General features: G+C 67.3%; 22 protein-coding genes and 1 pseudogene. 13 read left to right on the top strand and 10 right to left on the bottom strand.

All coding sequences use genetic code 11. The annotated features are described in order from the left end of the window. Nucleotides 1–84: 84 nt before the first annotated feature. Entirely contained in the window at nucleotides 85–3,315 is a 3,231-nt protein-coding gene (locus ACT53N_RS13550; RefSeq protein WP_476064388.1) for a TonB-dependent receptor domain-containing protein, read from the top strand. A gap of 126 nt (nucleotides 3,316–3,441) precedes the next feature. Here ACT53N_RS13550 and cdd read toward each other — a convergent pair whose 3' ends face one another. Together cdd and ACT53N_RS13540 are read right to left on the bottom strand one after the other, a co-directional pair. Then, nucleotides 3,442–3,870, bottom strand: coding sequence for a cytidine deaminase (gene cdd, locus ACT53N_RS13545; RefSeq protein WP_476064387.1), 429 nt, complete (start codon nucleotides 3,868–3,870; stop codon nucleotides 3,442–3,444). A 104-nt stretch (nucleotides 3,871–3,974) separates the two neighbouring features. Further along, entirely contained in the window at nucleotides 3,975–4,250 is a 276-nt protein-coding gene (locus ACT53N_RS13540) for a BolA family protein (RefSeq protein WP_476064386.1), read from the bottom strand. A 56-nt stretch (nucleotides 4,251–4,306) separates the two neighbouring features. Between ACT53N_RS13540 and ACT53N_RS13535 the strand changes: the two genes are divergently transcribed. Beyond that, complete coding sequence (locus tag ACT53N_RS13535; protein ID WP_310216808.1) at nucleotides 4,307–4,957, top strand: J domain-containing protein; 651 nt, start codon at nucleotides 4,307–4,309, stop codon at nucleotides 4,955–4,957. A 4-nt stretch (nucleotides 4,958–4,961) separates the two neighbouring features. On the opposite strand, the gene aroB is transcribed toward ACT53N_RS13535, so the two are convergent. After that, a complete protein-coding gene (gene aroB / locus ACT53N_RS13530; RefSeq protein WP_476064385.1) occupies nucleotides 4,962–6,074 on the bottom strand; it encodes a 3-dehydroquinate synthase in 1,113 nt (370 codons plus the stop codon). A 9-nt stretch (nucleotides 6,075–6,083) separates the two neighbouring features. Further along, a complete protein-coding gene (locus ACT53N_RS13525; protein ID WP_476064384.1) occupies nucleotides 6,084–6,671 on the bottom strand; it encodes a shikimate kinase in 588 nt (195 codons plus the stop codon). Nucleotides 6,672–6,731: 60 nt separating this feature from the next. Between ACT53N_RS13525 and ACT53N_RS13520 the strand changes: the two genes are divergently transcribed. The 5 genes from ACT53N_RS13520 (at nucleotide 6,732) to ACT53N_RS13500 (ending at nucleotide 11,003) form a co-directional block, all read left to right on the top strand. Then, a complete protein-coding gene (locus tag ACT53N_RS13520) occupies nucleotides 6,732–8,216 on the top strand; it encodes a hypothetical protein (RefSeq protein ID WP_476064383.1) in 1,485 nt (494 codons plus the stop codon). Next, nucleotides 8,213–9,130 (top strand): site-specific tyrosine recombinase XerD, encoded by a 918-nt coding sequence (locus ACT53N_RS13515; protein ID WP_476064382.1) that lies wholly within the window; start codon nucleotides 8,213–8,215, stop codon nucleotides 9,128–9,130. Before ACT53N_RS13520 ends, ACT53N_RS13515 begins: the two co-directional genes overlap by 4 nt. A gap of 98 nt (nucleotides 9,131–9,228) precedes the next feature. Then, the gene (locus tag ACT53N_RS13510; protein WP_004621989.1) at nucleotides 9,229–9,450 is read left to right on the top strand and encodes an alkylphosphonate utilization protein; all 222 of its coding nucleotides are present in this window, start codon (nucleotides 9,229–9,231) and stop codon (nucleotides 9,448–9,450) included. Nucleotides 9,451–9,500: 50 nt separating this feature from the next. After that, nucleotides 9,501–10,241: a hypothetical protein gene (locus ACT53N_RS13505; RefSeq protein WP_476064381.1), complete on the top strand. Its 741-nt coding sequence runs from the start codon at nucleotides 9,501–9,503 to the stop codon at nucleotides 10,239–10,241. A 39-nt stretch (nucleotides 10,242–10,280) separates the two neighbouring features. Then, complete coding sequence (locus ACT53N_RS13500; RefSeq protein ID WP_476064380.1) at nucleotides 10,281–11,003, top strand: hypothetical protein; 723 nt, start codon at nucleotides 10,281–10,283, stop codon at nucleotides 11,001–11,003. Between the two features lie 3 nt (nucleotides 11,004–11,006). Here ACT53N_RS13500 and ACT53N_RS13495 read toward each other — a convergent pair whose 3' ends face one another. Continuing rightward, nucleotides 11,007–11,954, bottom strand: coding sequence for a hypothetical protein (locus ACT53N_RS13495; RefSeq protein WP_476064379.1), 948 nt, complete (start codon nucleotides 11,952–11,954; stop codon nucleotides 11,007–11,009). Between the two features lie 79 nt (nucleotides 11,955–12,033). Next, nucleotides 12,034–12,519: a VOC family protein gene (locus ACT53N_RS13490; RefSeq protein ID WP_476064378.1), complete on the bottom strand. Its 486-nt coding sequence runs from the start codon at nucleotides 12,517–12,519 to the stop codon at nucleotides 12,034–12,036. 161 nt (nucleotides 12,520–12,680) lie between these two features. Between ACT53N_RS13490 and ACT53N_RS13485 the strand changes: the two genes are divergently transcribed. Continuing rightward, a complete protein-coding gene (locus ACT53N_RS13485; protein WP_476064377.1) occupies nucleotides 12,681–13,682 on the top strand; it encodes an aldo/keto reductase in 1,002 nt (333 codons plus the stop codon). A gap of 43 nt (nucleotides 13,683–13,725) precedes the next feature. Here ACT53N_RS13485 and ACT53N_RS13480 read toward each other — a convergent pair. Then, a pseudogene (locus ACT53N_RS13480) lies at nucleotides 13,726–13,848 on the bottom strand (hypothetical protein); the annotation flags it as partial. 49 nt (nucleotides 13,849–13,897) lie between these two features. Here ACT53N_RS13480 and ACT53N_RS13475 point away from each other — a divergent pair. After that, nucleotides 13,898–14,923 (top strand): mechanosensitive ion channel family protein, encoded by a 1,026-nt coding sequence (locus ACT53N_RS13475; RefSeq protein ID WP_476064376.1) that lies wholly within the window; start codon nucleotides 13,898–13,900, stop codon nucleotides 14,921–14,923. Nucleotides 14,924–15,001: 78 nt separating this feature from the next. Next, nucleotides 15,002–16,060, top strand: coding sequence for an HpcH/HpaI aldolase/citrate lyase family protein (locus tag ACT53N_RS13470; RefSeq protein ID WP_476064375.1), 1,059 nt, complete (start codon nucleotides 15,002–15,004; stop codon nucleotides 16,058–16,060). Nucleotides 16,061–16,196: 136 nt separating this feature from the next. Here ACT53N_RS13470 and ACT53N_RS13465 read toward each other — a convergent pair whose 3' ends face one another. The 3 genes from ACT53N_RS13465 to ACT53N_RS13455 form a co-directional block, all read right to left on the bottom strand. After that, the gene (locus tag ACT53N_RS13465) at nucleotides 16,197–16,622 is read right to left on the bottom strand and encodes an OsmC family protein (protein WP_082749355.1); all 426 of its coding nucleotides are present in this window, start codon (nucleotides 16,620–16,622) and stop codon (nucleotides 16,197–16,199) included. 50 nt (nucleotides 16,623–16,672) lie between these two features. Next, nucleotides 16,673–18,061: a cytochrome P450 gene (locus ACT53N_RS13460; RefSeq protein ID WP_476064374.1), complete on the bottom strand. Its 1,389-nt coding sequence runs from the start codon at nucleotides 18,059–18,061 to the stop codon at nucleotides 16,673–16,675. A 100-nt stretch (nucleotides 18,062–18,161) separates the two neighbouring features. Further along, nucleotides 18,162–18,362, bottom strand: a complete 201-nt coding sequence (locus ACT53N_RS13455) for a hypothetical protein (protein WP_476064373.1) — start codon at nucleotides 18,360–18,362, stop codon at nucleotides 18,162–18,164. A gap of 278 nt (nucleotides 18,363–18,640) precedes the next feature. Between ACT53N_RS13455 and ACT53N_RS13450 the strand changes: the two genes are divergently transcribed. The 3 genes from ACT53N_RS13450 (at nucleotide 18,641) to ACT53N_RS13440 (ending at nucleotide 21,133) form a co-directional block, all read left to right on the top strand. Beyond that, nucleotides 18,641–19,603 carry an acetyl-CoA carboxylase carboxyltransferase subunit alpha gene (locus tag ACT53N_RS13450; protein ID WP_476064372.1) on the top strand — a complete coding sequence of 321 codons (963 nt, stop codon included), beginning with the start codon at nucleotides 18,641–18,643 and terminating at the stop codon, nucleotides 19,601–19,603. Nucleotides 19,604–19,659: 56 nt separating this feature from the next. Continuing rightward, on the top strand, nucleotides 19,660–20,088 hold the full coding sequence (locus ACT53N_RS13445) for a lysozyme inhibitor LprI family protein (protein WP_476064371.1): 429 nt from the start codon (nucleotides 19,660–19,662) through the stop codon (nucleotides 20,086–20,088). Nucleotides 20,089–20,155: 67 nt separating this feature from the next. After that, the gene (locus tag ACT53N_RS13440) at nucleotides 20,156–21,133 is read left to right on the top strand and encodes an NAD(P)H-dependent flavin oxidoreductase (RefSeq protein WP_476064370.1); all 978 of its coding nucleotides are present in this window, start codon (nucleotides 20,156–20,158) and stop codon (nucleotides 21,131–21,133) included. Nucleotides 21,134–21,154: the final 21 nt, after the last annotated feature.

The raw sequence follows: 21,154 nt of genomic DNA, 5'->3' as shown, positions 1-21,154 counted from the left end.
AACGTCACTTTTGAGGAATGGCCCTCTTTGCTCCCGCGCGCGGCTGGCGCGACGGGCGTGCGTACTTTTGAGGACAACAAAAATATGGCGTTGAAAACCAAGGTGCTCCTGGCGACGACGATGCTGGGGAGCCTCACGGCTTTCGCTCCGGCCCTGGCTCTGGCGCAAACCGCGCCGGCGGCGGCTCAGGAGTCGACGGCGGTTGAGGAAGTGGTGGTCACCGGCTCGCTGATCCGCCGCAACCCGCTGAATTCGCCCACCCCGCTGATTCAGGTTGGCCAGGAAGAAATCCAACAGTCGGGCGAGATCAACATCGTCGACTATCTGGCCGACATCCCCGCGCTGCAGAACAGCCAGGTCTACGAAGACACCACCGGCGGTTTCGTCGGCATCGGCGGTCTGGCGTTCCTGAACCTGCGCAACCTCGGCTCGGGCCGCACCCTGGTGCTGGTCGACGGTCGTCGTCACGTGGCTGGCGCGCCGGGCGGCGCCTCGGTCGACGTCGACACCATCCCCAGCTCGCTGGTTCGCCGCGTTGAAGTCACGACCGGCGCCGGTTCGGCGCTGTACGGCGCTGACGCCGTCTCGGGCGTCGTCAACTTCATCATGCGCGACGACTACGAAGGCCTCGAGGTCGACGCCGCGATCGGCCAGCTGAGCCAGAACACGTCGCAGTACAACAAGAAGCTGTCGGTCACCGCCGGCAAGAACTTCCTGGACGGCCGCCTGAACGTCTACGCCTACGGCGAGACCCAGCGCTCGGACGTGCTGTTCGACAAGGACCTGGAGATCTCCTGGCTCCGTAAGAACGCCCGCCTGGCCACGCTCGACGTCGACCCGACCGGCGCCGTCAACGACAGCGTCTTCGACGTTGACCGGGTCTACAACCTGCGCAGCCTGAACCGTCCGCTGGGCGGCGTGCTGGTGCTGGCCAACGGCACCCCGGGCAGCATCACCACCGACCCGGACATCCCGTACGGCGCCTGCGCCGCGTCGCAAGCCAACTCGATCAGCTTCGCGGCCAACTGCTTCGCCACCAACCCGGGCAAGACCTATCAGTTCCGCGCGGACGGCACGCCTTTCCTGGCCGACTTCGGCGCAGGTCAGACGGTCGGCGCTGTCAACCGCACCACCACCATTGGCGGCAGCGGCGACGGCCTGGTGGCGGTTGAAACCAACCGCCTGCCCAAGCAGAAGGCCGAGCGCTTCCAAGTCGGCGCGAACTTCGACGTCACCGACAACGTCAAGTTCTTCAGCGAACTGAAGTATGTCGAAGAAACCAACGTCGACATCTTCCAGCCGCACTTCGCCAACGTGAACATCCGCGCGTTCGGCGCCACCGAGTATCCGAACGACTATGGCGCGCTGACCTCGTTCACGATCGGTCTCGACAACGCCTACATGCCGACCGAGGTGCGCAACGCGATCCTCAACAACCAGCGCACCATCTACGGCGCGCCGACGGCGACGGGCGCCAGCGCGGTGACCGGCACGGTCAACGACCGTCGCGCTCTGCTGCGCGTGTTCAGCTATGATCTGGGCTATCGTCCGGCGATCGCCGACCGGAACACCACCCGTTTCGTGGGCGGCTTCCGTGGCGACTTCGACTCCCTGGCCTTCGTGAAGGATGTGTCCTGGGAGCTGGGCTACACCTACGGCAAGATGAAGGCCACGAACACCGAGCCGGAAACGATCGACGTCGAGCGTTACGCTTACTCGATCGACGCCGTGGTCGACACCGCTGGCGAGCTGGGCAAGGCCGGCGCGGTGGTCTGCCGCGTGCAGCTGCTGGCCAAGCGTGGCGTGCAGATCAAGAACCTGGACGGCGTGGCCTATACGGCCAACGATCCGACCATCGCCAACTGTAAGCCTTCGCGCGTCTTCGGCACCGGCGGCTTCGCTGACTCCAAGGACTACATCCTCACCAAGCTCGTCACCAAGGAAATGAACGAGCAGCAGGACGTTCGCGGCTTCGCCTCGGGCAATCTGTGGGACTTCTGGGGCGCGGGTCCGATCGGCGTCGCCATCGGCGGCGAATACCGCAAGGAAGAGACCAGCGCGGACCTGACCGACTTCGGCGACCGCGTGCTGTTCGGCAACTCGGGCGGCGACCTGGCCAAGGTCGGCTTCGACGTCAAGGAAGCCTTCGGTGAAGTGCGTCTGCCGCTTCTGAAGGGCGTATTCCTGGCCGAGAACCTGGAGATCGGCGGCACCTATCGCTACTCGGACTACTCGACCATTGGCACCACCAAGACCTGGGGTGTGAACGGCTCGTGGCGCCCGGTTCGCGACATCGCCTTCCGCTTCACCTACGGCAAGGCCGTGCGCGCGCCGACGCTGAGCGAACTGTACTCGCCGCCGTTCGACACGTTCCCGAGCCTGACGGACCCGTGCTCGTCGCCGGTCATCGCCGGTACGACCGACCAGCGCATCCGTAACAACCGGATCAAGAACTGCGCGCTGCTGGGCATTCCGACCAGCTATGTCGACCCGAACCCGACGTTCTCGAACAACGGTAAGAGCGGCAGCAACCCGAACCTGCTTCCGGAAGAGTCGAAGAGCCACACCATCTCGGCGATCATCACGCCGCGTTGGGTGCCGCGTCTGTCGATGATCTTCGACTACTACGACATCAAGATCACGAACGCGATTTCGACCCTGTCGGCTCAGACCCTCGCCAACCTCTGCGTGGACGAAGACGCCCTGAACCCGACCGCTTGCGCGGCCGTTCCGCGTCGTCCGGCCTCGGCCGGCCCGAACGCCTACGAGATCGACAACTTCATCGAAGGTCCGTTCAACTTCGCGGCCCTGCTGTCGCGCGGCATGGACTTCACCATGCGCTACAACTTCCAGCCGGGCGACCTGTTCGGCGGCAAGGAGTGGGGCCGTATGGATCTGGGCGTGACGGGTAACTACCTGATCCGTCGTCAGAACTTCACCAACCCGACCCTGCCGGGCCTGGCGACGGACATCGACACGACGGTCAACAACCCGCGTGTTCGCTTCCGTACGACGGCGACCTGGACCAAGGGTCCGCTGGCTCTGACCTGGCGCGCGGACTACCAGACCGCTCAGGAGCTGTTCAACTACCGCCTGGTGGGCGCCAACGTCGACTCGCGTCAACAGCGCTACTTCGACACCGGCGTCTTCGTGCAGCACGACCTCTCGTTCCGTTACGACGTGACCGAGAAGGCGTATATCCGCGGTGGCGTGAACAACGTGCTCGGCGCCGAGCCGAACATCCAGACCGGCCTGACGGACAACTTCGACCTTTTCGGTCGTCGCGTCTTCTTCGGTATGAACATGCGCTTCTAAACATCGGCCAGCGCGCCGGGAGCCGTCTGGTTCCCGGCGTGTTCCGATGGGCAAGACCAGAATCAAGAACGCCGCCGTGGGCCTCCACGGCGGCGTTTTTGTTTTTCGGCGGTTTCGGGGGCGGGATCAGTCCAGGTCGCGAGGTCCGAACGAGCGCGGCAGCAGGTCCCAGAACGCCACCCGCTCGGTGGGCTTGCCGCCCTGCACCGAGACGATCTCGCAAGTCTCGCCGGCGAACTCAGCGATGCGCTGGCGGCAGCCGCCGCACGGCTGGACCACGGCGTCGGAGCCTGCGGCGATCAGCACCTTGTCGATGCGGCGCGCGCCGGCGGCCGTGATCATCGCTCCGATCGCGGTCTGCTCGGCGCAGGTGCCCTGCGGATAGGCGGCGTTCTCGACATTGACGCCGTAGTGGACCGCGCCGGTCTCGTCGACGACCGCCGCGGCGACGGTGAACTTCGAGTAGCGGGCGTAGGATCTCGACAGCAGCGCCGGCAGCGCGGCTGCGATCTGGCTTTCGACAGCTTCAGGGGGCGTAGGGGTGTCGGCGCTCATGGATGTTCCTGCCACCCGGCAGGATCGCGCCGGGATGGAAGGCAATCAGCGACCACGTCGGCGCGCAAGCAGAAAGTAAGTCTGAACTTACCTTTTGCGCGATCCTATGCGTCTCCGGGCGCTGATGCGTGGATCGACAGCGCGTGCACCGGACCCGCCAGTTCCTCGGCCAGGGCGTGCATCACCATCCGCTGGCGCATGACGCGTGTCTTGCCCGCGAAGGCTGCGGCCTCGATGCGCAGATTGAAGTGGCTCTCGCCTGCCCCGGTATGGCCTGCATGGCCATGGTGCCGGTCGCTGTCGTCGACCAGTTCGAGGGCGGACGGTGAAAAAGCCGCTTCCAACTTGCGGCGGATGGTCTCGGCGACGACGCCCATCATACGACTCGTGCTTGTCAATCCTTGAACGCAAACAGCGCGGGCTTACTCTAGACGCCATGAACCGGCCGTTCGAGTACCGTCCCAAATTTTATGACATCCGGGTCCGCCCCCCCAAGGAGGGCGAGGAGGACGTGGCGCACGACGTGCTGGGCCTCAAGCCCGGCGAGAAGCGCTGCGACCATCCCGATTGCCGCCTGGCCGGATCGGCCAAGGCGCCGAAGTCGCGCGACATGCCCAATGACCACTACTGGTTCTGTCAGCGTCACGCGGCCGAGTACAACAAGAACTGGAACTTCTACGCCGGCATGAGCGAGGCCCAGATCCGGGCCGAGCAGGAGACCGAGCGGATGACCGGCGGTCGCCCGACCTGGAGCTTCAAGGCCGACGCCAATTCGCGCGAGGCCGCCGCCATGGCCGCCCGTGACGCGCGCCACTTCGCCGACCCCTTCGGTATCTTCCGCGCCCAGCAGCGCCGGGCCGAGGCCGAACGCTCGGCCGCCGAGCGTCGCCTGGGCAAGCTGGAGCGGCAGGCCCTGGCCGATCTTGACCTGGAGGCCACGGCGGACAGCGCCGCGATCAAGGCGCGCTACAAGGAACTGCTCAAGCGCTGCCACCCCGACGCCAACGGCGGCGACCGCAGCGCCGAGCACAAGCTGCAGCGCGTGATCAAGGCCTACAAGCAGCTGCAGAAGTCGGGGATGGTTTAGGCGATTAGACCGCGCCGTCCTCGATCAGGAACGCCTTGAGCGCGTCGCGATCAACATCCTTGGCGACGAAGGCGTCGCCGATGCCGCGCGCCAGCACGAAGGTCAGCTTGCCGCCTTCGGCCTTCTTGTCCTGGCCGCAGTGGGCGATCAGGGCGTCGGCGGCGAAGGGCTCGGGGCGAACGTCCGCCAGCGTGGTCGGCAGACCAGCGGCCTTGATGGCGGCCTGCGCGCGAACCGCGTCCTGGCGGGGGCAGAGGCCGAGCTTGGCTGAGAAGCGGAACGCCTGGGCCATGCCCACCCCAACGGCCTCGCCGTGCTTGAGCGCGTCGCCAAAACCCATCTCGGCCTCGATGGCGTGGCCGAAGGTGTGGCCCAGGTTCAGGAGGGCGCGGCGACCGGCTTCCTTCTCGTCCTCGGCGACGATCTCGGCCTTCATCTCGACGCTGCGGCCGACGGCGCGCACGAGGGCATCGATGTCGCGACCCAGCACCGCCTGGACGTTGGCCTCCAGCCACTCGAAGAAGGCGAAGTCGCCCAAGAGGCCGTACTTGATGATCTCGGCATAGCCGCAGGCCAGCTCGCGGGCGGGCAGGGTGGCCAGCACGTCGAGATCGGCCAGGACGAGGCGCGGCTGGTGGAAGGCGCCGATCAGATTCTTGCCGCGCGGGGTGTCGATGGCGGTCTTGCCGCCGACCGAGCTGTCGACCTGGGCCAGCAGGGTGGTCGGGACCTGCACGAAATCGATGCCGCGCTTGTAGATCGCCGCCGCAAAGCCGGCGAGGTCGCCGACCACGCCGCCGCCCAACGCCACGATCTGATCGCCGCGCTCCAGGTTCAGGGCCAGCAGGCGATCGGAAAGATCAGCCAGGCCCTCGAAGCTCTTGCTTTCCTCGCCGGGCGGGATGGTGATGATGTCAACGGCGATCCCCGCGCGCTTCAGCGCGGTGGACAGACGCTCGCCATGATGGGCGCCGACATGGGCGTCGGTGACGATCGCCACGCGCTTGCGCTTGCCCAGAACGGCGGCGATGCGCTCGCCGGCCTGATCCAGCAGGCCCGGACCGATGACCACGTCATAGGCGCGGTCGCCCAGGCCCACAGGGACGGTGCGGATCATGTGAACTCCTTAAACGCGCGACTGGCGAAGTGCCGTAAGAATGGCTTCGACCGCCACCATGTGCGGGGTGTCGCCGGTTTCGACATGGACCTGGGCCTCGGCGTAGGCGGGATAGCGGGCCTCGGCCAGCTCGGTCAGCACCTTCACCGGGTCCTTGCCGCGCACCAGCGGGCGGTTGTCCTTGCGCGAGACGCGGCGGGCCAGAAGGTCGATATCGGCCTTCAGCCACACCGAGACGGCCTTGTCGTTGATCAGCGCGCGGGTCTCGGCGTTGACGAAGGCGCCGCCGCCGGTGGCCAGCACGTGCGGCGGCTCGTCCAGCAGGCGCGCGATCACCCGGCGCTCGCCATCGCGGAAGGCGGCCTCGCCCAGCTCGGCGAAGATCGCGGAGATCGAACGGCCAGCGGCGGCCTCGACCTCGTTGTCGGCGTCCCGGAACGGCAGGCCCAGCACATTGGCCAGGCGCCGCCCGACGCTGGACTTGCCCACGCCCATCAGGCCCACCAGCACGATCGTCTTCTCGCGCAGGGGCGCAAGGTCGTCGGAAACCTGGGAGATGGCCTCAGGGGCGGCGGGGGTCGGATCAGGCTCGGTCATGATGCGGTCGCGGGTTTACACGAGGCTGGGCCTCAGCGCCAAGTTTGCGAGAGCCCTGTCATGCGTCATAACCGGTCCATGCCTCATTCGCTGCGTTTTCCGTCCCTGATCGCCCTGGCCGCCGTGCTGACGGCGCCGACTCTCGCGGCCGCGCAGGAGGCGGTGCAGGTCAAAAGCCTGGCCGCGCCTGACTATTTCTCCAGCAGCCTTGCAGACACCGGCCTGCCGGCCACGCTCTGGAAGGACACGGCGCCCGATATCCTGCGCGAGGCGCTGCCGAGGATCGGCGGCCCGCGCGGCCTGTCGCCGGCCTTCGCCAATCTGGCCCGGCGGATGCTGTCGACCGGCGCCAACGCCCCGGCGCGCATCGGTGACGACGCCGAGATGGGCGCCCAGCGAGCGCTGGCCCTGATCGCCCTGGGCGAGGCGCGTGGCGTCGATGGTCTTCTTGATCGTACGACGGGCGCAGCGGGCAGTTCGGCGCTGTCGATGGCCGCAGCCGAGGCGGCGCTGATCACCGGTCAGGACGACAAGGCCTGCGCCGTGCAGGACGCCCTGACGGTGGATCGCGGCGGCGCCTACTGGCTGCGCCTGCGCGCCTACTGCCAGCTGAAGGCCGGGCAGGAGGACGCCGCCCAGCTGACCTTCCAGCTGGCCCAGCAGCAGACCAAGGACGCCGACTACGCCCGGCTGATGGGCGCGGCGCTGGCGGGGACGGCCCCTGGCGCGGCCTCGCTGAAGAACGGCGTCAACTACGCCCTGTCGCGCCGACTGAACCTTGATGTCCAGTCGGCCGCAGCGGTCGCCTCCGCTTCGCCGGCCCTGAAGCCGATGACCAAGCCGACCTCGGGCGATCTCGCTGGCGTGGCGCCCGGTGCGGACCTCACCGCCGCCGAGGCCTCGGCCCTGGCGTTCCTGCGTCAGGCCAAGACTCTGACGGCTTTCGTCGAGGCGGCCCAGGCCTCGGCCGCCTCGATTGCGGCGCTCGCGGCCGCTGGCGGTCCGCTACAGGATCCGGTGCTCATGGCCCGCGCGGCCGTCGCGGCGGGCGATCTGGCCAGCGCCCAGACGATCCGCTCGCGGCTGGTGCAGGACACAATCCCCGGCGCCAGCGGCGCGGACCTGGCGATCCTCGACGCCCTGATCACCGTGGCCTCGGGCAGGACCGACAATCAGGTGCTGGGCGCCCTGGTGGCGCGCGGCGCCAGCGGCGGCGCGCGTTCGCCGGCCCAGGCCGCCGCCCTGCTGCTGGCCAGCCTGGGCGGAGCCCTGGACGCCGACGCGCGCGGTCAGGTCTATAATTTCGACGCCGGCAAGTCGGCGGCCCAACCGGCGCGTCTGCAGTTGCTGGACGACGCGGGCGCGGCCAAGCGTTCGGGCGAGGCGGGGCTTCTGGCCCTGTCGATCGCCACTGACGCCGGCGTCGCCGGGCCCGCACCGATCGACCGCGCCCGCATCGCCCGCGCGCTGCATCAGGCGGGCCTCGGCGCCGACGCCCGCGCCATCGTCGTCGAGGGGCTCTTGGGCCTGGCCTACGCCAAATGAGCCAGGGCGAGGCGTGGGCCGACGCCTTTCTGGAGATGATGGCCGTCGAGCGCGCGGCCGCCCGCAACACCCTGACCGCCTATGGCAAGGACCTGGAGGACGCGCGGGGCTTTCTGGGCCGCTCGGGCCACGACCTGCACGACGCCGACGCCGAGACCATCGAGGCCTATTTCCAGGACCTGGGCGCGCGCGGCCTGTCGCCCGCCACCGCCGCCCGCCGGCGCTCGGCCGTCCGGCAGTTCTACCGCTTCGTGCTGGGCGAGGGCTGGCGGAGCGACGATCCCTCGCGCCGGGTCGCCGCCCCAAAGGCTGGCCGTCCCCTGCCCAAGGTGCTGGAGCGTGAGGAGATCGAGCGCCTGCTGGCGGCGGCCTGCGCCAAGGACAGCGCCCAGGGTCTGCGTCTGGCCTGCATGATCGAGCTGATCTACGCCTCGGGCCTGCGGATCTCCGAGCTTCTGGCCCTGCCGCTGGCGGCCCTGGCGCGCGATCCGGCCTATCTGATCGTCAAGGGCAAGGGCGGTAAGGAGCGGCTGGCTCCGCTGAACGACGCCGCTCGCGCGGCGGTGAAGGCCTATCTGGAGGCGCGCCCGGCCTTCCTGCCCAATGAGGCGAAGGACAGTCCCTGGCTCTTTCCCTCACGCGGCGCCACGGGTCGCCTGACCCCGCGCCGGGTGGGGCAGTTGCTGGAAGACGCGGCCATCGCCGCGGGCATCGACCGCCAGAAGGTCAGCCCCCACGTCCTGCGCCACGCCTTCGCCACCCACCTGCTGGAGGGCGGCGCCGACCTGCGGGTGATCCAGACCCTGCTGGGCCATGCCGACATCGCCACCACGCAGATCTACACCCATGTGGCCGGCGAGCATCTGGCCCATATCGTCCAGACCAAGCACCCGCTGGGACGGAAGAAGGGGTAGGGCGGCGCCATTGACGCGCCGAGGGGCCATCGCCTAGGAAAGCCCACACGAAATATACGGGTTTGCCTCGCGGCCGCCCCAGCCTCGAAAGGCCTTCCATGTCCGAAGAAACCCGCGACTCCAACGGAACCCTGCTGGCCGACGGCGACACCGTCACCCTGATCAAGGACCTCAAGGTCAAGGGCTCGGGCGGCGTGACGCTGAAGCGCGGCACGGTGGTCAAGAAGATCCGCCTGACCGGCGATCCCGACGAGATCGAAGCCAATGTCGACAAGGTCCGGGGCCTGGTCCTGCGCACCGAGTTCGTCAAGAAGGCCTAACTTAACCTTGGCCTGCTAGGTCTGGCCTCCAGACAGGCGGAGAACCGCCGATGGAGGCTGGAAGGCCGATGGTGACGGTGACCGGGCAGGCGGGCGCTTTGGCGCTGAACGCCTACGCCAAGAGGGCGATGGGGGAGGCGGCGATCCCGCTGGCGAGGCTGGCCTCGGCCGCCGCGACGCCGGCCCCGAACTCGCCCGAGGCCAGGGAGGCGGCCGAGGCCGCCGAGGCGATGGCCAAGCTCAAGAAAGACATGCGGCTGGGCAAGAAGAACGCCATCGGCGACGCCAAGGGCCGCGCCAAGGCCAAGCTCCAGCAGGTTGTCGAGCGGCTGAAGCTGCTGAAGAAGATCTACGCCAACGACCCCAAGGCCATGGCCAAGGCCCTGGCGGCGGCGGCCAAGGAGCTGAAGGCGGCGGTAAAAGACTACGGCAAGGCGGCCAAGGAGTCCGGCGAACTCTACGCTCAGGACTTCGCCAGCCTGCCCGACGCGGCGACCGACCCCGAAGGCGCCGCCGCCCAGCGCAAAAACCTTGAGGATGAGGCCAAGATGGAGGCCTCGGGCGACATGGACTTCCTCAAGGAGGTCCGCAGCACGAGCCATGCCCTGAAGGACGAACTGCAGACCGCCAAGACCAAGGGCATCCTGACCCAACCGGGCAAGTTCGAGCGCTCCGACGAGGTCAAGGAGGCCGAGGACGGTCTCAAAGAGCTCGACGAGATGACCGAGAACCTGGATCAGCAGATCCGCCGCGACATGCCGCCCGGCAGCCTGATGAAGCTGGCGGCCTGAGCTACTTCGTAGACTGCTCTCGCTTTGAGGGAGTTTCGTTTGCCGCGTTCGGCAAAGTGGTTAACGCTGAAGCTTCCGTGGGTGGGGGAAGTGATGCTTAGGGCTTTGAGATGGACCGGGATCGCCATTGGCATATTGGGGATTTTCCTGTTGGCTTCTGGAGAGGCCTTCAAGGCATTTATCGATTTGCTTGAGAGCTATGACGGCCTGGCGGGTTGGTTTCAGGCGATATTCTCGATCATTGCGATCATCTTCTCGACATACTACGCATGGAAAGTCCCTCGAGAGGCGAGACTTTCCGCGCGTCTTGATCAGGAGAAGAGCGCGGTTGTTTCTGCGACTGCGGTTCTGAGCGGTATGGCTGGTCTACTGCTTGCCCTCATCGATAGTCTCCAGGTCAGAACCGTCTCTCTACAGATCGTTAAGACGCTCAGATTGGAATTGCTTCAGAGTCTCAATCGTATCTCCGAGATTTCACCTGATTCTCTACCGAGCAAAGCCGTTGTCCTAGTGGTCGTAGTGAAGGCCGTTATTAGGAATTGTACTTTCGAACTGCTTAAGTTGGAGCGCGGAGAAATCGAGGCGCGCGAAATAGATCTTGAAGCCATGAAACACGCGGCGGGGGTGCTAAGCGAGGCGCTCTCGGCGTTAGAGGAGCGCGCAAACGCCTTGGCTCTAACGCCCCGCTCAATTGCTGCGAACCATGCTGATGCGTGGGAATTGCGCGCTTCCGCACTCAATCGAGGCGGAAAGGCCGCATAAGATCTACTTCGGCTCGATCACCGCGTAACGTCCGCCGGGGGCGTCGAGGATCAAAATCCGGTCGAAGAACAATCGGTTGCCCGTCATGCCGCCCATGCTGGTGGCGCGCATCATCAGGCCCTGCATGGCGCTGGTCCCCTCGATATAGGTCGCATCGCCCAGCGGCGTGTCGAGGCCGCCGATCACCACGCGGGCCTTGGTCGGGGCGGTGTGAGCCATCAACTTCTTGCCCCACGAATTGACCGGGAAGCTCTCGGCGTCCTGGCCGGTGGTCAGCTCGCTCCAGCGGGCCTTGTCGATCAGCAGTGAGAAGGCGCTGGAGCCGGTGTCGAGCAAGAGCTTGGTCGGCTTGCCCTCCAGCGTGGCGTCCAGCAAGACCCAGCGGCTCTTGAGGGTCATGGGCGACCACTGGCTGGTGGCGGGCATGGCCGCGAGGCCGACGCTCAGGCGCATGGCCTTGAAGTCGACCGTCAGCACGCGGTCTTCCAGCAAGTCGACGCCGATCGTGCCGATCAGATCGATCGCCTCGGGATTGGTCCAGTCGATATTGGCGTCGCCGATGTCGGCCCGGACCTTGGGTTTGGCGATCGAAGCACGGACGTCGCCGATCGTGAAGCTCACCGCGCCCAGTTCGCCCTTGGGGCCGGGCTTGAGGCCCGGCGCCCGGTCGGCGATGGCCGCCAGGGTCTTGCCGTAGAACACCGTCGACTTCGCGCCGAGGTCGAACTGGGCGTAGAAGGTCTTGTCCAGGCCCTCGAAGCGCAGAGGCAAGAGAACGGCCGCGCGCGGCTCGATGCGATCGCCGAACTTGCTGGACGCCCACCGCATGGGGGCGGATCCCCCGGCTGGGCTCACGACCAGATTGTCTGCGGCCCAGGCTGCGCCGCAGCCGCCGACGCTGATCGCGACACCGGCCATCGCCGCAGTCATCCAACGCCGTGTGATCGCCATGCCGTCCCCTTGCATAGAGCTCCAAGCTACGCTGGGGGATGACGTGACGATGCGGCAACTTAATTGCGTGTAATCCTGGCTACTCGCTCTGGAACGCCCGACGTAGCGCCGCGATGTCCAGCTTCACCATGCCCATCATAGCCTCGAAAGCGCGTTTGGCCTTGGCGGGGTCAGGATCGCGGATCATCTCGATCAGCGCCTTGGGCGTGACCTGCCAGGAGAGGCCGAAGCGATCCTTCAGCCAGCCGCACGCGCTGGGCGCGCCGCCGACGTTGAGGAAGGCGTCCCAATAGTAGTCCACCTCCGCCTGATCGTCGCAATCGATGACAAGAGAGACAGCCTCGTTGAACTGGAAGGCCGAGCCGCCGTTCAGGCCCAGGAACGGCTTGCCGTCCAGCTCGAAGGCGACGGTCAGCACATCGCCCCTCTTGGCGCCGTCGCCGGGCGTGTCGACCAGCGAACGCTGGATGTCGGTGATCCGGGCGTTGGGAAACACCGAGCAATAGAACTCTGCGGCCTCTAGGGCCTTTCCGTCAAACCAGAGGCAGGTGGTGATCTGCGGCATGGGCGTCCTCCTTCGTCCTGACGCTAGGACGCGCAGCTGGGGCTTGTCCCGACAGGCGGTGAAATTATTTCGCGATCGCTCTTCTAGCAGGGCGCTCAGCGGACCATGTTTGCCCTCTCGGACGCTGTCTCGTCGTCGGCGTGAGCAACAGGAAACGCCCCATGAAAACGCGTGAACTCGGAGACGGCCTCAAGGTCTCCGCCATTGGCCTGGGCTGCATGGGCATGGGCCAAGTATACGGCACGGCGCTGGACAAGTCCGACGCCTTCAAGCTGATGGCGCGGGCGGTCGAGCTGGGCGTGACCTTTTTCGACACCGCAGAGGTCTATGGCCCCTTCGCCAACGAGGAGCTGGTCGGCGAGGGCTTGAAGCCCTTCCGTGACCAGGTGGTGATCGCCACCAAGTTCGGCTTCGACATCGGGCCTGCGGACCTAGGCGAGGGCATGGCGCGGGTGCGCGGCGTCAACAGCCGTCCCGAGCATATCCGCGCCGTCGCAGAGGCGTCGCTGAAGCGGCTGGGGATCGAGACGATCGACCTCTTCTATCAGCACCGCGTTGATCCGAACGTACCGATCGAGGATGTGGCCGGGACGGTCAAGGACCTGATCGCCGAGGGCAAGGTCAAGCATTTCGGCCTCTCGGAGGCCGGCGCGGCCACGATCCGCAAGGCGCACGCCGTCCAGCCCGTCGCCGCGCTGCAGAGCGAGTATTCCCTGTGGTTCCGCGAGCTGGAGGCGCAGATCCTGCCGACGCTCCGTGAACTGAAGATCGGGCTTGTACCCTATAGCCCGCTGGGGCGCGGCTTCCTTGCGGGCGCGGTCAAGGCCGAGACGATGGGCGAGGGCGACTTCCGCAAGGGCCTGCCGCGCTTCCAGGGCGAGGCGCTGGCCAAGAACCTGTCGCTGGTGGAGGCCCTGGGCGCCATCGCCGCCGACAAGGGCGTGACGCCGGCCCAGCTGGCCCTGGCCTGGATCCTCCACCACGGCGAGGATATCGCCCCGATCCCGGGCACGACCAAGATCCACCGGCTGGAGGAGAACGTCGGCGCGACGTCCGTGGTCTTCTCGGCCGAAGACCTGGCCCGCATCGCCGCCGCCGTGCCGGAGACCGAGATCGAGGGCGAGCGCTACAGCAAGAGCGGCATGGCGATGGTCGGGCGGTAGGGGGCTCTGGGCGCATTCAGCTGCGCCCCCTCCGTCACGCCGCCTATCGGCGCCGCGACACCTCCCCCGTTTCACGGGTGAGGAGGAAGCCGCCGCCCTCCTGCCCCGCTTGCGGGGGAGGTGGATCGCTGCGGATACGCAGCGAGACGGAGGGGGCGCTCCGCCCCAAAACCCGCCCTTGATCCGCATCACCACCTGCCCGCACACTCGTCGCCATGACCGACAACCCCCTCCACACCCTCGACTCCTTTGAGCTCCTGAAGCTGGGCAAGGCGTCGGTGACGGTGGGGAGCCTTGCGGCCGGGCTGCTGATCGTGTTGGCGGCGCTGTTCGCCGCGCGGCTGACCTCGGCGGGTTTACGTAAGCTGAGGGCCCGAGCCGGGGGCAACGCCGCCTCGCTCTACATCGTCGAGAAGGTCGCCAGTTACAGCCTGGTGGTGGTCGGCGTCATGGCCGGCCTGTCGACGATGGGCGTCAACCTGACCTCGCTGACGGTGTTCGCCGGCGCGCTGGGCGTCGGCGTGGGCCTTGGCCTGCAGGGCGTGATCAAGGACTTCGCTTCCGGCGTTTCCCTGGTGTTCGAGCGGCTCGTGGCGGTGGGCGACTTTGTCGAGCTGCCCAATGGCGGGCGGGGCGTGGTGCACGAGATCGGTCCGCGCGCCACGCGCATCCGCACCAATGACAGCACCGACATCATCGTCCCCAACTCGGTGCTGGTGAACGACCAGGTGATCAACTGGACCCTGCGCGGCACCAATCGCCGCCTGCGGGTGCCGTTCGTCACCGCCTTCGGGACCGACAAGGAAAAGGTGCGCGAGGCGGTGCTGAAGGCCGCCAAGGCCGCGCCGTTCACCTCGCCCGACGACGCTACCCGCCGCGCCCAGGTCTGGTTGGTGGGCTATGGCGAGAGCAGCTTGAAGTTCGAGCTGGTGGTCTGGCCCACCGTCGAGGCCGTACGCCGGCCGGCGGCGATCTTCGCGGCCTATACCTGGCTGATCGACGACGCCCTGCGCGGGGCGGGGATCGAGATTCCCTATCCGCAGCGCGACATCCGCCTGCGCGGCCTGTTTGGTGAAGAGGGCGAGGAGGCCATGGCCAGCCTGCGTCTGGAGCCCGCCGCCCGCCGCCGCAAGGCGTCCAAGGCCGCCCGCATCGGCTCCAGCAACGACGCCGCCGCCGACCTTGAGCGCGAGGATCCGGAAGAGGCGCCCAAGGCGCAGCCGCCGCCTGAACGACGATAAGCTTGACGCGCTTTTTGCGCCGCCGCATGGTTCTCGCAATTGCGAAATGATCTCCTTGCGAAGGAGACGAAGCGGGGAGTGACCGGCATGAAGACGCCGCGCGGCTTTTTCAAACCCTTGGCCATCGGCGCGCCGACGCCCTATCGCGAGCTGCCCGCCCGCGTCGAGCGGATGATCCACTTCGTGCCGCCGCACCTGGAAAAGGTGCGCGCCAAGCTGCCCGAGATCGCCCCGACCGTGGACGTGATCCTGGCCAACCTCGAAGACGCCATCCCCGCCGACGCCAAAGGCGCGGCCCTGGCGGGTCTGGTGGCCATGTCGCGCGAGGTGGACTTCAAGGCCCTGGGCGTCGGCTTCTGGACGCGGATCAACTGTCTCAACTCGCCCTGGCACCTGGATGAGATCGCCACCATCGTCGAGAAGGCCGGCGACAAGATCGACGTGATCATGGTGCCCAAGGTCGAGGGGCCGTGGGACATCTTCTACATGGACCAGCTCCTGGCCTCGCTGGAGGCCAAGCACGGCGTCACCCGGCCGATTCTGCTGCACGCCATCCTAGAGACCGCCGAAGGCGTGATGAACGTCGAGGCGATCGCCGCCGCCAGCCCGCGCATGCAGGGGATTTCGCTAGGCCCGGCCGATCTCGCCGCCAGCCGCGCGATGAAGACGACCCGCGTCGGCGGAGGGCATCCCGGCTACCGCGTCATTGAAGATCCGCATACGGATGGTTCGGCCCGCGTGTCGGTGCAGCAGGACCTCTGGCACTACACCTTCGCCAAGATGGTCGACGCCTGCGCCGCCCACGGCATCAAGCCGTTCTATGGCCCGTTCGGCGCGATCGACGATCCGGTCGCCTGCGAGCAGCAGTTCCGTAACGCCTTCCTGATGGGTTGCGCCGGCGCCTGGAGCCTGCACCCCAGCCAGATCGAGATCGCCAAGAAGGTGTTCAGCCCGGACCCTGCCGAGGTCGCCTTCGCCAAGAAGATCCTCGAGGCCATGCCCGACGGCACGGGCGTCGCCATGATCGACGGCAAGATGCAGGACGACGCGACCTGGAAGCAGGCCAAGGTGATGGTCGATTGCGCCAAGCAGATCGCGGCGAAGGATGCGGAGTATAGGGCGCTGTACGGGTTTTAAGTCCAAAATCCTCCCCCTAGCGGGGGAGGTGGCGCGGAGCGCCGGAGGGGGAAGTTCTGTTGAACCGGCCTCTTCCCCCTCCGTCGTCTCTTCGAGCCGACACCTCCCCCGCTAGGGGGAGGATTTCCGTCTTCGGCTAGTTCCCCGCCACCGTGGTCACCACCTTCGCCCCCGCCGTCAGCAGCTTGTGGATCGGGCACTTCTCGGCGATCTGGAACAGGCGCTCGCGCTGTTCGTCGGTGAGGTCGCCTTCCAGGGTGATGATGCGCTCGAAGCGCTCATGCGGCGTGGCGTCCTTGTCGAACGACGAGAACACCTCGACGTGCAGGCCGCTGATGTCCCAGCCCTTCTGGTTGGCGTAGAGGCGCAGGGTCATGGTGGTGCAAGCCGCCAGGCCGGCGGCGACCAGCTCGTGCGGATCTGGGCCGAGATCCAGCCCGCCCTGGGCCGCCGACAGGTCGGCGACGATGGTCGCCGGACCCGCCGTGACGAAGGTCTGCAGGCCGCCGTGGCCGCTGTCGGTGGCGGTGGCGAACGGGCGGGTGGGGGTGGTCTCGGTCATGGCGGATCCTTGTACTGGAGCGCTGAAGCTGGCGCTTCGGCCCGCACCGTTCAAGGCTGGACTTGCGAGACCGGCGTCAGGGTGAAGTCCGGCTCGTGATCCGGCCCCAGGGTGATCGAGGCGACAGGGATAACCGGCCGCTGGCTGACCAGCCCGATTTCGAACCGGGCGAGCAGGGAGGCCAGGATGAGCTGCGCCTCGGCCAGGGCGAAGCCGGCGCCGATACAGACTCGCGGTCCGGCCCCGAACGGCAGGAAGGCCTCATGGCCCCACGGATGCGGCTGGTCGATAAAGCGCTCGGGTTGGAACGTCGTCGGCGCATCCCAAAGTTTGCGGTGTCGATGGATGACCCAGGGGCTGATGGTGATCGTGCAGCCGGGAACAACCGGGCAGCCCAGCACCTCGTCCGCCTCGACCGCCTGGCGCGCGATCATCGGCGCCGACGGATAGAGCCGCAACGTCTCGAGCAGCACCGAGCGCAGCAGCGGCCAGGGCTTCAGGTCTTCCAGGCTGGAGACCTGCTCGGCCGGGAAGGCCAGGACCTCGGCGCGGACGCGGCTCTGAGTGTCCGGGTCCATCGCCAGCAGATAGGCCGCCCAGAACAGCAGGCGCGACGTGGTCTCGAAGCCGGCGGCCAGCATGGAGCTGCTCTGGTCACGGACTTCCTGGTCGGGCAGGGGCAAGCCGTCCTCGGTCCGCGCCGCGAGCAGGCGGTCCAGCAGGTCGCGGACCTCGGTATGCGGCTGGGCCCGTCGCTCCGCGATCAGCGCGTCGACCGCCGTGAACCAGCGCTTGCCGATCCGCCGCCGCTCGCCGTCCATGAACAGCAGGTCGTCGGCGCCCTTGGCCACGAAGTCCATCAGGTTGAAGTGGGCCGGACCCTCCATGTAGCGGCGGGCCAGGTCGGCCAGTACGGCGCCTTCGGCGTCGGCGCGGCGTGAGAAGAGCGCGCGCAGCACCGCGTCCAGGGTGGCCCGGTGAAAGGCCTGGGCGAGGTTGGCGCGATCGTGGCCTTGCAGGGCCTCGCTCAGCCCGGCGCCGGCGGCGATGAAGTGGGGCAGCAGGCTGCCGGTCGCGGCGGGCGTGAAGACCGGGGCCAGGCTCTTGCGCTGCCGTCGCCAGGTCTCCCCCTCCGACATCAGGACGCCCTCGCCGACCAGGGGCTTGAGTGAACGGGCCGCCTTCACGGGTCTCTGGTACTTCGGTGAGGTTAGGACCTGGCGGACGCTGGCGGGGTCGTTCACGAACAGGCCGTGCTGGCCCATGAACATGTAGGGCGTGACCAGGCTTTCGAAGTCTTCTTCGCAATAGGCCCCGATCAGGCTGCGGCCCATCTCCAGGGCCAGGCGCAGCTCGCCCAGCGCAGAACCGCCCAGCGGGCGAGGGTGGACCTTAGGCGCGGGGGGGATCAACGGCGCGGAGCGGACGATGGCGTCCATGGGGCGGCCTTCCGGATTTCAGGAGTCCCCAGCGGGCTCCATCCGGACCGGCACCCTAGGGCCGTTCAGGTTGCGATGCAATAATTCATCGCGTGTTGAATTAGGCGGCGACGGCCTGTGGCGCGAAGACGTCGAATACCCGCTGGGCGCCGCGCCAGACTTCCACGAAGTCGCAGCGGTGGTGCATGTCCAGGAGCTCGAGCGCTCGCAGGCGCGCAGACTGATCGTCCGCACAGGGCGTGACATCAAAGCGGGGGACCGAGCCGTCGGACTCGACACAGAAAAAGGTGAACACCTGCATGGGAACGCTTCGCTCTCATCAGGCGGGGCCGCGCACGTTCGATGGCGGGGGCCGCAGGGCGCAGGTCGGCTTCCGCAACCTGCTACATAACAACATAGGACTCTATGTCGCGATTTACCAGACCAAGAGAGTCTTGAATCGAGACTCACTTGGGGATCGATCCTGTGGATAAAACGAGGCGACAGCAGGGCGGTTCCCGGCCGAAATCTCGCCTCTTTCCCTCAGGGGATTTGGCCACTAGGTTCGCAGCCCTTCATCAACGGCGACGTTAAGAGTCCATGGCCGCTCACTATCTCGATTTCGAACGCCCCATCGCCGATCTGGAAAGCAAGATCGAAGAGCTGAGCCGGCTCTCCGAAACGGCCGGTCCAGGCGCGTTCGACACCGAGATCCAGGCCCTCCGCGACCGCGCTCAAGAGCTGCGCAAGGAAGCCTACGCCAATCTCGACGCTTGGCAGAAGACCATGGTCGCCCGCCACCCGCAGCGTCCGCACCTGCGCGACTACGTCGCCGGCCTGATCGACGAGTTCGTCGAGCTGCGCGGCGACCGCAAGTTCGCCGACGACCAGGCCATCGTGGGCGGACTCGGCCGGTTCCGCGGCCAGCCGGTCGTGGTCATGGGCCATGAGAAAGGCCATGACACCACCACGCGCCTGAAGCACAACTTCGGCATGGCCCGTCCCGAAGGCTACCGCAAGGCTGTCCGCCTGATGGACATGGCCGAGCGCTTCAACCTGCCGGTCATCACCTTCGTCGACACCGCCGGCGCCTATCCGGGCCTGGGCGCCGAGGAGCGCGGTCAGGCCGAGGCCATCGCCCGCTCGACCGAGCGCTGCCTGACGCTGGGCGTGCCCATGGTCGCGACGATCGTGGGCGAGGGCGGTTCGGGCGGCGCCATTGCGCTCGCCGGCGCCAACCGCGTGCTGATTCTGGAGCACTCGATCTATTCGGTGATCTCGCCGGAGGGCGCGGCCTCGATCCTGTGGCGCGACGGCGCCCGGGCCAAGGATGCGGCCACCCAGATGCGGATCACCGCCCAGGACCTGATCAAGCTGGGCATCGTCGACCGCATCGTCGAAGAGCCCGCCGGCGGCGCGCACTCCGACACCGAGGCAGCGATCCAGGCCGTCGGCGACGCGGTCGAGGACGAGCTGAAGGCCATGGCGGCCATGAGCGCCGCCCAGCTGAAGACGCAACGCGCCGAGCGCTTCTACGCCATCGGCCGTTCTGGCCTGCAGTAGGCTTTTTCCACGGACGCGAAGCGGGTTACGCTGGCGAGACCTCTGGAGCTCGCCTGATGATCCGCGCCGCCGTCCTGTCCCTTCTGACTTTCGCAGTTCTGGCCGCCGCCGCGCCGGTCGCCAGCGCCCAAGCCCCCAAAGCCGCCAAGCCCGCTAAGACGGTCTCGGCGCTGGATCGGTGCCTGGCGACGCCCGAAGGCCAGTCGACCTACGGCATGATCGACTGCATCGGCAAGGAGGTCGGCGTGCAGGACGCCCGTCTCAACCGCGCCTACCAGGCCGCGCTGATGCGGCTGGAGCGTCCGCGCCAGAAGGCCGCCTTGCAGAAGGCGCAGCGGGCCTGGATCGCCTTCCGCGACGCCGATTGCGCCGCTTACGTCGATGAGGATTGGGGCTCGCTGGCCCGCGTCGAGGCCAACCAGTGCGTGCTCGATCGCACCCGTCAGCGGGCCGATGAACTGGAGCGGTATCGGGCCGGCTATTAGGCCCTTGCCTGACGTAGCGGGCGCCGCCGCATAGTCTTCTCAAAATCCCAAGGGAGGAGAGGCGGCCATGGCCATCAAGACGCGTTTCACCGAGCTGTTCGGCGTCGAGCACCCGATCGCTCAAGGCGGCATGCAGTGGGTCGGCAAGGCCGAGCTGGTCAGCGCCGTCGCCAACGCCGGAGCGCTCGGCTTCCTGACCGCCCTGACCCAGCCGACGCCCGAGGCGCTGTCCAAGGAGATCGCGCGCACCCGCGAGATGACCGACAAGCCGTTCGGCGTGAACCTGACCATTCTCCCGGCCATGACCCCGCCGCCCTACGCCGAGTACCGGGCCGCGATCATCGAGGCCGGGATCAAGATCGTCGAGACCGCCGGATACAAGCCGCAGGAGCATGTCGATCACTTCAAGGCCAACGGCGTGAAGGTGATCCACAAATGCACCGCCGTCCGCCACGCCCTGAGCGCCGAGCGCATGGGCGTCGACGCCATCTCGATCGACGGCTTCGAGTGCGCCGGTCACCCGGGCGAGGACGACATCCCGGGCCTGATCCTGATCGCCGCCGCCGCTGACAAGGTGAAGATCCCGATGCTGGCCTCGGGCGGCATCGCCGACGCGCGCGGCCTGGTGGCGGCCCTGGCTCTCGGCGCCGACGGCGTCAACATGGGCACCCGCTTCTGCGTGACCCAGGAGGCCCCGATCCCGATGGCCTTCAAGGAGCAGATGGTCGCCAACGACGAGCGTCAGACCGACCTGATCTTCCGCACCCTGCACAACACCGCCCGCGTGATGCGCAACGCCGTCAGCCAGGAGGTGGTGCAGATCGAACGAGCCGGCGGCGCCAAGTTCGAGGACGTAGCGCATCTGGTGGCCGGCACGCGTGGCCGCGACGCCCTGGCCCAGGGCGACACCAATGGCGGGATCTGGAGCGCGGGTATGGTCCAGGGCCTGATCCACGACATCCCGACGGTCAAAGACCTCGTCGACCGCATGGTCGCCGAGGCCGAGGACCTGATCCGGGGCCGCCTGGCCAAGATGGTCGGCTGAGACCTGTGAGTGAGGCTGGGC

This window comes from Caulobacter sp. DMC95 (genome assembly GCF_056313785.1).
This window is presented reverse-complemented; position numbering and strand designations above follow the sequence as displayed.